This is a genomic window from Comamonas sp. SY3 (assembly GCF_041730275.1).
Taxonomy (GTDB): Bacteria; Pseudomonadota; Gammaproteobacteria; order Burkholderiales; family Burkholderiaceae_C; genus Comamonas; species Comamonas sediminis.
This window is the reverse complement of the sequence record NZ_JBGTYN010000003.1, coordinates 383,833-396,148: the sequence shown is the minus strand read 5'-3', so window position 1 is coordinate 396,148 and position 12,316 is coordinate 383,833. Positions and strand designations below refer to the sequence as shown.

The following is a 12,316-nucleotide window of genomic DNA, read 5'->3' as shown; positions in this document are numbered from 1 at the left end:
ACCAGCTGGGGGTTGTGAGTACCTGGCGCTATGACAGCAAAGGCAATGTCATCGAATGGGTGGAGGCCAAAGGCCTGCCCGAGCAGCGCACCACCCTCTACACCTACGACCCATACAGCCAGCTCACCAGCAGCACCAAGGGCGCGGGGGATGCCACCCAGGCGGATGCCATTACCCAAAGCTGGCAGTACGACAGCGCGGGCAACGTCACCGCCCAAACCGATGGCGAGGGGCACACGAGAAAGATGGCGTATGACTTGCGCGGGGCGCCCATCAGCAAGACCGATGCACTAAACCGCACGACCAGCCTGGAGGTGGATGCCGCAGGCAATGTGACCAAGGCCACCAATCCGCTAGGCCACGCCACCCAAATCCGCTATGACGCCAGAGGCCGGCGGACGCATGTCATCAGCCCCATGGGCAACACCCAGGTCACCCGCTACGACCAGCGGGGCCGGGTGGTTGAAATCCTGGCGCCCGGTGAGAGCGAAGGCGCAGGTCGCAGAACCGTGTATGACAGCAATGGCTGGCCTATCCAGTCCATCAGCCCAAGCGGCCTGGTCACGGAAACCACCTATGACGAAAGAGGCCGCATCCAGGCCATTAAGTATCCTGCAGGCAATACCACCCGCTACGAATATGGACAAGACGGCACCGAGCAGGCAGGGCTGCTGATAGCGACCCACTACCCCACGTACAAAGAGACCTACCAATACGACCAGCGAGGCAGGCAAACGGCCACCACCCAGCACCTGGGCGTTGGAGAGAGCCGCACACAAAGCCAAACCTACGATGTGCTGGGCCAGTCCGTAGCGAGCACCGATCCCGCAGGCAAGACCACGCTGGTTGAGTACGACGCGCTGGGCAGAAAGAGCGAGAGCACGGACCCGGCAGGGCAATCCACCCGCCAAAGCTGGAATGCCTTTGACCAGCTGACCAGCCTGACGGATGCCAACGGCAACACCCACCGTTTCGAATACGACAAATCAGGACAGCAGACCAAAGAAACCCGCCCCATGGGCGGAGCCATTGCCTACCGCTACGACGCGGCCCACCAACTGGTCTTGCGCACCGATGCGGGAGGCAATACACGAGCCTACAGCTATGACGCGGCCGGCCGAATGACCGAGGCGCAACACCAGCTTGGCGGCACCACCCTTGATGAAAAAACCAGCTACCAGTACGACAACGACGGGCGCCTGGCTGCTTACGAACAGCAAGACGATAACGGCCAACTTATCAGCAGCGCCAGTTACAGCCACGATGCCCAAGGGCGCACAGCACAAAGCCAAACAACGTATGGCAAGGTAGAAGGATCAGGGAGCTTGAGCTTCACCACCGGCCAAAGCTTTAACAGCGACGGCCAACTGGCAAGCCACACCTACCCCGACGGGAGCACGCAAACCTATGGCTACACCCAGGGGCAGCTCGCCCAGATCACGCTACCGAACAGCAGCGAGATTCGCTACCAAAACTACCAGTGGAACGTTCCTACCAGCATCCGAACCCCAGGCGCTGCCAAGTCCTTGGAACTGGATGCCCTGCAACGCCCCACCCGCATCCAGGTCCAGAACGGCAGCAACCAGGTTCTGGCCAGCAAAGCCTACCAATACGACAAGGCTGGCAATATCACCCAGATCGACAGCGACCTGGGCACCACCCAATATGGCTATGACAACCTGGACCGCCTCACCCAGGCGACCCCCGACCAAAGCCTGCAGGCCCTGGGCCTGCCCAGCGAACACTATGGCTACGACGCCGTCGGCAACCGCACCAGCAGCGCGCACCAGCCAGGTGCCTGGGACTACAACGCCGACAACCAAATGGTTCGTTACCCCAGCAAAACACCCTTTAGCCCAAGCCCTGCGGTAGACACCCAGGTGAGCTACACCCCGCAGGGCCATACCCAACAAGAAACGAGTGGGCAGGACAACAAGACCTACCGCTACAACGCCGCCGAGCGGCTGATCACCTACGAGAGCACTGACGGCACGCAAGCGCAGTACCGCTACGACCCGTTCGGCCGCAGAATCAGCAAAAGCGTGACCAAAGACGCGGCCACGCAAGTGACCTACTTTGTCTACAGCGAGCAGGCACTGATGGGAGAGTTGGATAAGGATGGCAAGCTGCAACGGGCTTATGGATTCAATCCGGTTGCGGGGCAGCAGGGGCTGTGGAGTACGGATCCGGTTTGGCAGGCGGAGGCTGTTAATAGTGATTTAGCTAGTTCCCAAACCGGCTATCACTATCTGCATACGGATCATCTGGGTACGCCTCATATGGCGACCGATAACGCGGGAGTTACCACATGGAAAGCTATTGCTGAATCATTTGGCGCGACAGAGGCTGTTGAAAATTCAGTGCAAGTGAATTTGAGATTCCCAGGGCACTATTTTGATAATGAGTTTGGAAATAATTATAATTTCCTGAGAATTTACAAACCAAAATTTGGTAGATATTTGCAGCAGGATCCCCTTGGGATTTATGGGGGTATCAATAATTATGTTTATGCGAACATAAATCCTTTGACATTCATGGACTTTGCCGGAGAAATTGCAGTTGCTCCGATAATAGTTTGGGGTTTGCCTGTCGTTGGTGGATTGGTCTATGGATTAACAAGGAAGGCACCTCGTCTGCCTCCACCATTTTCAGGTGGTGGATCCGATGAAAACACTGGAGGCGAGCCATGGCCAAAGGAGAACAAGGCTGCATGCATTAGAACCTATGCTAATTGCGTGAATTATGGCTGGAGTGGATCTTGTCAAGCGTGCCTTGATAGATGTATCGCTTCACGTGCAGGAGATTGGCCATTTCATCTTTGCAAACCTAAAAAGAACGGAGGATTTTGTGAATAGTGGTTCTTTGCAATTAGCATTTGAATTTCTTTCTCAACTTAAGGATGGCGTCATGAGTGAGAAAGAAGCTTTTACGAACGAGCAGGTGCAATTGCTACATAAACTATGCAAGGATTTATTGCCTGATCGCGACTTTGATATAAATAATTTAAGTGAGCTAATTTCTGATTTATCGTGTGTTGATAGTTTTTGGAATAAAAAATGTCAAACGGTAATCAATAAATTTTATCATCTGAGTGAAATGGGTCAAAAAGACCAGGCGCATGAGGTTTTGCGGAGTTTTACCGAAGCATGCCCATCTGAATGGTATTGCGAGATAGTTAAAAATCTGTAATTGTTTATATAATCGGTGTGTGTTGATTTTTTGATCAATATACTTTCATTCTTACGATTTGGCAGCAAAGATCGCGCAAATGCGTTAATTTTAGTTTTAGGCAGTATACGCTTCACAGTTATTGTTTTTAGAGTCTCTATCAAAATTGTTCGAGAAAGTTTAATAAGATTTGAGAAACAAAGATTGAGAAAGCTATTGCGTAACGCGGAATTGAAGCTCAGGGATTGGGTGAAAAAGAGAGTCATCACATTTGACATCTATCGGATAGGTGAAAAATACTTATAAGGATAAATAATGGTGTTGAATATTTTGCGAAAAATTTTGTTTCTTGCAATAATTTTGTATTCCAGATCGTCTTTATCTGATAGTAGCTGTCCAGTAGATTTCATCTTGATAGAGAAAGGTAACGGAAGGCTTGAATTAGGTCTCGAGAATAATATGAGCAAACCTCATGAAATTCAATACGACCGACTACCGTGGGTGCTTTCGTCTGGCGGTGTGGAATTCCATGTGTCGGTTGACGGCAAACGAATCCAACAGGTGCATGGAGTTGGACGAAATACATTGGTTTTAAAATTAGGTTCTAAATCTTCTATCTCTAGTGAGGTAAATATTGGCTATTTGGCCTCGTATTACTCTGGAATTTCTATTGATAGAGTTTCAATTGCATGGGAATACGTTATTCCAAATAGTGAGATTTTTGAAAAGCATTGCCGTCGTTTCGAGGGTGTGCTCAAGTCTCCTCCCACATAAAACTATCAAACCATAAGTGGGATTTTTAATGATGTAAATGTGAGAGCTAACGATAAAGGTGATTGATATTAAATCTTTATGGGTGCTGGTTGGCTTAAGCGCATCGGTTCAGGCGTGCCCTGTGCATGTTAGCGTTGAGCCAAAAAATAACGATGTGTTAGTCGTCTCGATCGATAACATTTCGTCCCAAGACTTGGACATTCTCTACGATTTTCTTCCTTGGTCTGTATTCGGTTTCGGAATAAACTATTCTGCGAAATACAGAGAGGCGAAAACAGAGATTAGGCCTATATATGCCTTTGGACATCGCTCGGAGATTGTTGTGCTGAAGGCAAATACTTCTATGCAGCAAGAAGTATCTTTATACAAGCGATTCAATGATTTGAAATCAGATGCTGGGGTCGTTGATGTAGCTTGGGTCTACAGATTTCCGGAACCGGGAAAAGGGACAGAGGGCTGCGCTCAGTTCAAAGGCCAATTTTCTATTTTTGAAACACCCACCAAACGGACGTCAGAATGAGTTCGTTCGACCAGTAGCATTTGGCGGTGGTGGGTACACTGCTTTCTGCGATGCGGCGAGAGGCATGTACAGATGGAATGCCAGCAGTCGTTTTGCTGCTTCTCTCAGCGCCTGCGCCAACCCGAACCCGATCTTGGCGCAGATTCCAAAGCACCCATCACCCCACCCCCGCCCCCGCATACAACCCCCGTGTAAACGCCTCCTCAAACACCGAATACCCCGACCAATCACTGTGCGCAAAATGCAGGCGCCCGGTGCTGGGGGTCGGCAGGGCCTGGAGGCGTTCGCCGTTGATCAGCGCTGGGCGCTTGGCGCTGCTGGCGGGTTGGCCGATGCGGCTCAGCACGGTTTGGGTGCCGGGGCGGGGGATGGCCATCGCGTGGCCGTAGCGCATGACCTCGACATGGCTGGTTTTTTCGTAGATGTCGGCGTGTGCGCGGGCCAGGGTGGCCAGGGTTTGGTCGCGGGCGGCTTCCCAAGTTTGGGCCAGCAGCTGCTGGCGCGCGGTGCGGGTGCTGGCGCCTGGCTGGTTGCCGCCTAGCGCGCGGTAGCAGGTCAGCACCGTGGGCAGTTGCTGCATCGCATTCAGGCGCTGGTGGCCGGCGTTGACGTAGCCCAGGCCGCCGTGGGCCACATCGTCGTACAGCACATTGTCCCAGGCCAGTTCGGCGCCGGGGCGGTCACGCAGCGGCGCGCGGATGTGGACGTTGGTCACCTGCCAGGGTGCCCAGTCCAGCGCCTGCACGGCGGCGCGCAGAAAGTCGGGCGGGTCTTGCACCACATGGGCCGCGATAAAGGTCGGTAGCGCCACGATGCAATGCGCGGCCAGCCAGCGCTCCATGCGCTGGCTGGCGTGGTTGAAGCTGTCGATCTCCACACCTTGGCGCGTCTCGGCAATCCGCATCACCGTGTGGCCGCTGTGTAGCCAGCCGGCGGCCTGCACCGGGGCCGTGAGCTGCTCGCTGAGCCAGCCATTGCCTTGCGGCCAGGTCAGCACGCTGTCATGCGCATCGTCCGCCGTGCCTGGCGCCTGAAAGCCGTGGCGGCTGGCAAAGTAGTGCAGGCCGGCCCAGGCCGATACCTGGGCGCAGCCGGCGCCAAAGTCGTCCTGGCAGGCATAGTCCAGGTACCAGCGCAGGTGCGGGTCGTCCAGCTGCTGCTGGGCCAGCCAGGTGTCAAAGCGGATGGCATCCAGCGCCTGGTGGGCGGGCGCCAGGCCGCCTGGGGCCTGCCAGCTGCGCATCGTTGGCATGCTGAAGGGCTGGGCGCGCATGGCGCTGTCCACCAGCTGGGCAAAGCGCTGGTACTGGGCCAAGGTGCTGGCGGCCACGTCCTGCGTGGGCAGCAGGCCTTCCTGCCATTCGCCGTGGATAAAAAGGCGCTCCTGCGGGCTGAAGCACAGGTACTCGTCCTGGTACTGCCAGCGGCCGGCCACGCGCTGGCGCACGCCCAGCTCTTCGAGCAGATCCTGCACCTCGGGGGCGTTGTCACCAGGCACCGGCAGGTAGTGGGCGCCCAGGGGGCAACGCAGGCCCTGCACGGTGCCGCCACGGCTGTTGCCGCCGGCCTGGTCTTCCAGCTCCAGCAGGGCCACATCGCTGGTGCCTGCTAGCCGCAAGGCGCGGGCGGCCGACAGCGCGGCAATGCCGCCGCCGGCAATCAGCACCTGCACGCGGTGGGTGCGGCTGGGCGCGGGCAGCGGCAGGCCTTGCGCCAGGCGGTCGCGCATCGCATGGCCGCGCTCCCAGGCCTGGCCCACAAAGCCGCCTTGGATATGGGCGGCGCTAGTGCTGGGTGGCGCGGGCTTGCAGCCGGCCAGCGCGCTGCTGCCAGCCAGCGCGGCGGCGCCTTTCAGGACAGAGCGGCGCTGCATCACTGGGCGGTCCGCAGTGGGCTAGGGTGGCAGGCCGTCATGTCAGTGCGCCACCTTGCCCCATTCGCGCTCATAGGTGTGCACCAGCACCTGGTTGGACAGGCGGTTCACCTCGGTCGGCACCCGCGCCATGTCGGGCGGAAAGTCAAACAACAGCGGCAGGCTGGGCAGGCTCAAAAAACGCATGCCGTCGGGCAAGGTGCTCGGCAGGCTCCAGGGGCGGCGGCTGGCAATCACAAAGCCCCATTCGCCAAAGCTGGGCACATGGGCGTGGTAGGGCGTGGCCTGCATGCCCACCGATTCGACGGTGGTCACCACGGTCCAGAAACTCTCGCGCGCAATCAGCGGTGACGTGGTCTGGATCACCGCAAAACCGCTGGCCGCCAAATGCTGGCCCAGCATTGCGTAAAAGCTGTTGGTGAACAGCTTGCCCACCGCAAAATTCGTCGGATCGGGGAAGTCCACGATGATCACATCGAACACCTCGTCGGCCTTTTGCAGCCACTGGAAGGCATCGGCATTGATGATGCGCACCTTCGGGTTGTTCAAGGCATTGCTGTTGAGCGCCTGCATGCTCGGCACGTTCTGGAACAGGTCGGTCATCTGCGGGTCCAGCTCGACCAGGGTCACCGATTCGACCGAGGGGTACTTGAGCACCTCGCGCACGGCCATGCCGTCGCCACCGCCAAACACCGCCACCTTGCGCGGCGCGCCAAAGCGGCTCATCACCGGATGCACCAGCGCCTCGTGGTAGCGGTATTCATCGCTCTGGGCAAACTGCAGGTTGCCGTTCAGGTAGAGGCGCGCGCCGCGCTTGCCCTGGGTCACCACAATGCGCTGGTAGGGCGTGGTGCGCGCCAGCACTATGGGCTCCTGGTAGAAGTGGTCCTCGGTCAGCGATGTCAGGCGCTCGGCGCCCACCAGGCCGCCCAGCAAGGCGGCAATCACCAGGCCGCAGGCCAGCACATGGCTGCCAAAGCGGCGCAGCTCTTCCTTGAAGAGAAACAGCGCCCATACCGCCACCAGCGCATTGAGCAGGCCAAACACCAGCCCGGTGCGGATCAGCCCCAGGTGCGGCACCAGCAGCAGCGGGAAGGCCAGCGACACCGCCAGCGCGCCCAGGTAGTCAAAGGTCAGCACCTTGGAGACCAGATCGCGCAGCACCACATTGCGCTTGAGGATGCGCATCACCAGCGGTATCTCCAGCCCCACCAGGGTGCCCACCACCAGCACCGTGCCATACAGCATCCAGTGGAAGGCGCTGGGCACATAGGCGTTGATGGTGGACAGCACGGCAGGCAAGGCCCCGCCCACCAGCGCCACCATCAGCTCGATGCGCAGAAAATGCGCCGGCAGCTCGCGCACCAGGTAGCGCGACAGCCAGGAGCCGATGCCCATCGCAAACAGGTAGGTGCCGATGATGGTGGAGAACTGCAGCACCGAATCGCCCAGCAGGTAGGACGCGAGCGCTGCTGCGGCCAGCTCGTACAGCAGGCCGCAGGCCGCCACCACAAACACGCTGAACAGCATCGCCACTTCCAGCGGGCTGGCGCGCCGCACGCCGCCTTCCGGCAGGGCGGCGTGGCCAAACTCCAGCGCGTCGCCCGCGCCCAGGGGGCTACCCGGACTGGGGCTGGGGGATGCGTTGGCAGAAGGGGTGGCGGGGGTGGAGGTCGACACGAGCGGGAGCTGCAGAAGCCGTGCAGGGCGCACAGGCGCCCGCAGTGTTGGCTGAAAAAGAGAAAAAAGACAGGGCGCCTGCGTACTAAACAGGCGCCGCTAGCGTGGCAGAGGGCGGCTGACGGCGATGGCCAGCGCCCGCGCAGGCGCAGAGCTAGCCGATCGCCGCTGCCACGATGATGCTGATGCCCAGGCTCATCGCCGCCACCACCACGCCCAGCGCGAGGTTCTGCTTTTCCACAATCTCGGCCCACATGTCCACGGGGGTGATCTTGTCGATGATCAGAAAGCACAGCCAGAAGACCACCACGCCCACCATGGCGAACAGGATGGAGCCAAAAAACGCCGCAGGGCGGAACCATTCCAAATCCATCACAACTCTCTCCTTCGTCAAAAGCGCGCCCTTATCGGGCTGTGCGCAGTGCTGTTGCCAGCGATTGTTTATTTGTGGCTGCCGCCGGAGCTGTAGCCACCCCATGAACCGCTGGACGACCGGCCGCTGCTCGTGCCCGTGCTGCTGCTGCACTTGCTCACATAGGTCGGGTCGGCGGCCAGTTTGCGCCGCTCCAGCGCAGTATCGCAGCCCTTGGGCCACAACCAGATGAGCAGGAAGAACAGCAGGAACAGGCCAATGATGACCGGCATGCAGCCGAGCTTGGGCACCGTGAAGCTGCTGGTCTCGGGTTTGAACAGCGCCACCTGGTCGCCCATGCCAAAGGCCGAGGCGACCGACTCGGGCGTCATCTTGCGGCCCAGCGACCAGCTCAGCTCGCGCGGGCCCTGCTCCAGGTTCAGCAGCTGCGCGCCATCCTTGCCCCGGGCAAAGTCCACATTGTCGGTCTTGTCGCCCCGGGCCACCGGCCAGTAGAACTCGCCCAGCACATAGGTGGTCTCGGCGCGGTAGCGCGATTGCAGCTGGTAGGTCTGCTGTTTCCAGGTCGCCGTGCTGCGGCCTGCGCGGTAGTCGGGTGCGCCGGTCAGGGTCTTGACCAGGCTCCAGCCTTCGCTGCTGTTGACCAGGAACTGGAAGCCCTGCTGGCTGTGGTAGAGCAGGTACTCGTCCCAGCCAAAGTATTCGTCGTCGTCGGGCTCGATGCCGATGCGGTGCTGAAACCCCACCAGCTGCCATTTGCTGCCAGCCAGGTTCGCTATCTTGCCCAGCGGCACCAGGGGCTTGACCGGGTCCTTCTGGATGGCGGCGCGCAGCTCCCCGCCAATGCCTTGCGACACATCGATGAGCGAGCCGCAGCTCGGGCAGGTCAGCGCCTGGGTCGTGTCCAGCTTGATATCGACCCGCGCCGCGCAGCGCGGGCAGTTGAAGTGCCGGCCCTCGTCCTTCTTGTTGGACGTGGTCTTCAGCCCTGCAATCTTGAGCGCGCCCAGCAGCACCGGCGCGCCCAGGTAGACGGCGGGCGGGTTCTCGCTGTAGTCGATGGACAGCACCTTGTCGTCCTCGGTGCGCAGCTCCACCACGGTAAAGGGCTTGCCCAATTCGGGCTGGTGCGGCATCTCGCCCTCGGCCGCCATCAGCTGGGCCAGTACGACGCTGGTCACGCTGTACTGCACGCCGCTGATCGCAATGCGCTGGCCCGGTTGCCAGCGGTCGGCCGGCGGCAGGTTCTTGGTGGCGGCCTGGCTGGCGCGGCTCAGCACAAACTGGCCGTTGTCTTCGCTGATGACAGCGGTCTCGCCGCTGTCGCCCAGCGCCATCCACTCGTTCCAGCTGCCGGTCTCGCCCTTGTACTGCAGCCGGCCCACCAGGCGGAAGCCCTCGGGCTTGCCCTGGCTGCCCTTGGCGAACTGGCCGGTCTGGTTCAGCTTGAGCGGGCTGTAATCGTTGAAGACCTCGGCCATCTTGCCGATGCGCTTCAGGATATCGCCATTGCGCACGATGGAGCTTTGGCAATACAGGCAGACGGCGAAGGCGGACTGGGCGCTGGCAAATTCCACAGGTGCACCGCAGCCCGGGCAGGGCGCCGTATAGCTGCGTTGCTGGTCCGTCGTCATAGGTCGTCTGGCTTGTTATGAAGGTGTTATGGAGGCGCCCATTCGGCAACCGCACCGCATCATAGCGCAGGGCTTGGCGCGCGGGCCGCCAGCGTGCGACTGGCGGTATTAGCCAGGCCTATGGTTTTTTTAGCGAGGATTCATTGGCTTTTGCCATTGCTAATAAATATCATTTACAGCACTGCCATCGATTTATTGCAAGAAAGAGCCCGCCATGTCCTCCATCCGCCGCAGCCTGCAGAACAACCGCCAGACGCTGAAGAAGACCGCCAGCTACTACCTGATCCACATCACGGTCGCCGCGATGGTGGCATACGCCGTCACCGGCAACCTGATCGCCTCGCTCACGCTGAGCCTGCTGGAGCCCACGGTGCAGGCCTTTGCCTTTTTCTTCCATGAAAAGGCCTGGCAGCGCTGGAATGCGCGCTCGGCTGCCGCTGTGGCCACCGCGCCCGTAGCGGTGCAAGCCAGCTGACAGGCCCCCTGACAGCAGCGGCCGGATGTGCGACAGTAGCGCATTGCCGCTACCCACAGGATGCACCGATGACCCCCTCCATTTCGCGCAAGCGATTGTCCCTGGCCGCCTGGCCCGCCCTCTGCGTCGCCGTGCTGGCCTTGCAGGGCTGCGACGTGGTGGCGCCCGTTGGCAGCAATGCCGTGCTGTCGGACCAGGCCATTGCCGAGAAAACCGCCAACTACTTCAGCAGCACGGAGGCGCATGTGCAGGTCTTCGGCTTTGACCGGCAGCGTGAATCGACGCGCTACCAGGCAAGCTTTCAAGGCAACAAGTACAACTGCTCGATCTACATGAACCAGGTGCGCTGCGACCCGGCTGGCCAATAAGCTGAGCCCTCAGCTGCGCAGCGCCTCATCATCGGCGCGCAGCAGCGGCGCCGGGTTCGGGAAGATGTCCTGCCAGACCGGCGCAAAGGCCTGCTCGCCGACACCGGGCGCATCGCTGAAGTCGGGCAGGCGCAGCAAACAAAGCTGCAGGTGCAGATGGGGCAGCCACCAGCCGTTCTCTGCAAAGTCGCCCAGGTGGGCAAACTCGCTGCCAGCGGCAATCTGATCGCCCGGCTGCCAGCGCCGGGCCGATGCATGGCTCAGATGCCCCCAGATGCTGAAAAACTCTGGGTGCGCAGGGCCCTGGTGGCGCAGCACCAGCATGCCGCCGTAATCCAGCCGGATATCACGCACTTCAGCCACCACCACCTCTGCGGCCAGCGGCAGCCGCAGCGCAGTGCCTGCCGGCGCAAACAGGTCTACGCCCAGGTGGCAGTCGCGCATCGCGCCTTCCAGCCGGGTGGATGCGTAGTTGCTGCTTTGGTAGACACAGCGCTGCTCCATCCAGTGGCCCACACCCATCTCAAACCCCTGGCTTTGCTGCAGGGCCTCATAGGCGCGGGTGGCGCCTTCGCGGTCCATGCTGGCGCTGGCGGCGGCCACGGCAGAGTCAGCGCTGCGGAAATCGATATGGCCCATGCGCGCCTGCGCCAGGCCGGGCATCAGCCCACTCCAACTGCCGCGCTGCTGCGCCACCCAGGCATGGAAGGCGGCAGCCTCCGGTACGGCGCTGAGGCCGCTTTGGTGGCGCGCAATGGCCTGGGCGATGGGGTCGGTCTGTGTGTCGGCGGTGGTCATGGTTGTTGGAGTTGGCAGTGTTGCTCTATGGTATCGGCCAGCGCATGCTGGTTCTGCTCGCGCAGGCGCGCCACGGCGCCGCGCATGTCAGCGGGGCGCTCGTCCTGGCCGAGCTTGAACTTGGCTTCACAGCGCGCCACCGGCATCTCATAACCCACAATGCCGGGCAGGCGCCGCTCCAGGCCGCCGGGGCCCAGCTCGCTGCTGTCCCAGGGGCAGCGGCGGCCGCGCTCCATGTGGCCCACCAGGTCCTGCAGGTGGGCGACCAGTTCATCTTCTTCCAGCATGCGCGGGGTGCCATGCAGGTGAACCACCTGGAAGCCCCAGGTCGGCGCGCTGTCGCGATGCGGGTAGTGGGGGTACCAGGACGGCGAGATATAGCTGCCCGGGTCCATCAGGATGGCGACGCTCGGCAGGCCCTGGCGCAGAAAGCGCACATGGTCGCTGGCCGATGCGACGTGCGACACCACCGTGCCCAGCGCGCCACGCGTGGTGTCGAGCCGGAACACCGGGTGGGACAGCGCCACGCCTTCGCCGTGCGGCGTGACCAGGGTGCCCAGCACCACGCGGTCGACCAGCTCCTTGATTTGCGCGGGCTGCTGGGGTTGGTAATAGGGTTTGGTGTAGAGCATGAGTGGGGCGGGTCAGAGAGA

General features: G+C 60.5%; 12 protein-coding genes. 6 read left to right on the top strand and 6 right to left on the bottom strand.

The features are described 5' to 3' along the window. Positions 1-14 precede the first annotated feature (14 nt). The 4 genes from ACCQ08_RS06635 to ACCQ08_RS06620 all read left to right on the top strand — a co-directional run bounded on the left by ACCQ08_RS06635 (position 15) and on the right by ACCQ08_RS06620 (position 4,462). Positions 15-2,855 carry an RHS repeat-associated core domain-containing protein gene (locus tag ACCQ08_RS06635; RefSeq protein WP_373449271.1) on the top strand — a complete coding sequence of 947 codons (2,841 nt, stop codon included), beginning with the start codon at positions 15-17 and terminating at the stop codon, positions 2,853-2,855. 52 nt (positions 2,856-2,907) lie between these two features. Next, on the top strand, positions 2,908-3,189 hold the full coding sequence (locus ACCQ08_RS06630) for a hypothetical protein (RefSeq protein ID WP_373449270.1): 282 nt from the start codon (positions 2,908-2,910) through the stop codon (positions 3,187-3,189). Between the two features lie 294 nt (positions 3,190-3,483). Beyond that, positions 3,484-3,942 (top strand): hypothetical protein, encoded by a 459-nt coding sequence (locus ACCQ08_RS06625; protein ID WP_373449269.1) that lies wholly within the window; start codon positions 3,484-3,486, stop codon positions 3,940-3,942. A 58-nt stretch (positions 3,943-4,000) separates the two neighbouring features. Beyond that, entirely contained in the window at positions 4,001-4,462 is a 462-nt protein-coding gene (locus ACCQ08_RS06620; protein ID WP_373449268.1) for a hypothetical protein, read from the top strand. A 157-nt stretch (positions 4,463-4,619) separates the two neighbouring features. Here ACCQ08_RS06620 and ACCQ08_RS06615 read toward each other — a convergent pair whose 3' ends face one another. From ACCQ08_RS06615 to ACCQ08_RS06600, 4 genes are all read right to left on the bottom strand, one after another. Beyond that, positions 4,620-6,335, bottom strand: coding sequence for an FAD-dependent oxidoreductase (locus tag ACCQ08_RS06615; protein ID WP_373449267.1), 1,716 nt, complete (start codon positions 6,333-6,335; stop codon positions 4,620-4,622). Positions 6,336-6,377: 42 nt separating this feature from the next. Next, positions 6,378-7,865 (bottom strand): polyamine aminopropyltransferase, encoded by a 1,488-nt coding sequence (locus ACCQ08_RS06610; RefSeq protein WP_373449276.1) that lies wholly within the window; start codon positions 7,863-7,865, stop codon positions 6,378-6,380. A 304-nt stretch (positions 7,866-8,169) separates the two neighbouring features. After that, on the bottom strand, positions 8,170-8,388 hold the full coding sequence (locus tag ACCQ08_RS06605; RefSeq protein WP_021027983.1) for a DUF350 domain-containing protein: 219 nt from the start codon (positions 8,386-8,388) through the stop codon (positions 8,170-8,172). 68 nt (positions 8,389-8,456) lie between these two features. Continuing rightward, positions 8,457-10,022: a DUF4178 domain-containing protein gene (locus ACCQ08_RS06600; protein ID WP_373449266.1), complete on the bottom strand. Its 1,566-nt coding sequence runs from the start codon at positions 10,020-10,022 to the stop codon at positions 8,457-8,459. Positions 10,023-10,236: 214 nt separating this feature from the next. Between ACCQ08_RS06600 and ACCQ08_RS06595 the strand changes: the two genes are divergently transcribed. Then, positions 10,237-10,497, top strand: coding sequence for a DUF2061 domain-containing protein (locus ACCQ08_RS06595; RefSeq protein ID WP_239810043.1), 261 nt, complete (start codon positions 10,237-10,239; stop codon positions 10,495-10,497). A gap of 68 nt (positions 10,498-10,565) precedes the next feature. Beyond that, positions 10,566-10,865, top strand: a complete 300-nt coding sequence (locus ACCQ08_RS06590) for a hypothetical protein (RefSeq protein WP_373449265.1) — start codon at positions 10,566-10,568, stop codon at positions 10,863-10,865. Positions 10,866-10,874: 9 nt separating this feature from the next. On the opposite strand, the gene ACCQ08_RS06585 is transcribed toward ACCQ08_RS06590, so the two are convergent. Both ACCQ08_RS06585 and ACCQ08_RS06580 read right to left on the bottom strand, forming a co-directional pair. Next, a complete protein-coding gene (locus tag ACCQ08_RS06585) occupies positions 10,875-11,663 on the bottom strand; it encodes a peptidoglycan DD-metalloendopeptidase family protein (RefSeq protein ID WP_373449264.1) in 789 nt (262 codons plus the stop codon). Beyond that, the gene (locus ACCQ08_RS06580) at positions 11,660-12,295 is read right to left on the bottom strand and encodes an FMN-binding negative transcriptional regulator (RefSeq protein WP_373449263.1); all 636 of its coding nucleotides are present in this window, start codon (positions 12,293-12,295) and stop codon (positions 11,660-11,662) included. The genes ACCQ08_RS06585 and ACCQ08_RS06580 overlap by 4 nt, the downstream gene beginning before the upstream one ends. Positions 12,296-12,316: the final 21 nt, after the last annotated feature.

Excerpts from the sequence above, each read along its gene's own strand:
- ACCQ08_RS06630 (WP_373449270.1), top strand. The coding sequence starts at position 2,908 with ATGAGTGAGAAAGAAGCTTTTACGAACGAGCAGGTGCAATTGCTACAT.
- ACCQ08_RS06625 (WP_373449269.1), top strand. The coding sequence starts at position 3,484 with ATGGTGTTGAATATTTTGCGAAAAATTTTGTTTCTTGCAATAATTTTG.
- ACCQ08_RS06615 (WP_373449267.1), bottom strand. The coding sequence starts at position 6,335 with ATGCAGCGCCGCTCTGTCCTGAAAGGCGCCGCCGCGCTGGCTGGCAGC.
- ACCQ08_RS06610 (WP_373449276.1), bottom strand. The coding sequence starts at position 7,865 with ATGCTGTTCAGCGTGTTTGTGGTGGCGGCCTGCGGCCTGCTGTACGAG.
- ACCQ08_RS06605 (WP_021027983.1), bottom strand. The coding sequence starts at position 8,388 with ATGGATTTGGAATGGTTCCGCCCTGCGGCGTTTTTTGGCTCCATCCTG.
- ACCQ08_RS06600 (WP_373449266.1), bottom strand. The coding sequence starts at position 10,022 with ATGACGACGGACCAGCAACGCAGCTATACGGCGCCCTGCCCGGGCTGC.
- ACCQ08_RS06595 (WP_239810043.1), top strand. The coding sequence starts at position 10,237 with ATGTCCTCCATCCGCCGCAGCCTGCAGAACAACCGCCAGACGCTGAAG.
- ACCQ08_RS06590 (WP_373449265.1), top strand. The coding sequence starts at position 10,566 with ATGACCCCCTCCATTTCGCGCAAGCGATTGTCCCTGGCCGCCTGGCCC.
- ACCQ08_RS06585 (WP_373449264.1), bottom strand. The coding sequence starts at position 11,663 with ATGACCACCGCCGACACACAGACCGACCCCATCGCCCAGGCCATTGCG.
- ACCQ08_RS06580 (WP_373449263.1), bottom strand. The coding sequence starts at position 12,295 with ATGCTCTACACCAAACCCTATTACCAACCCCAGCAGCCCGCGCAAATC.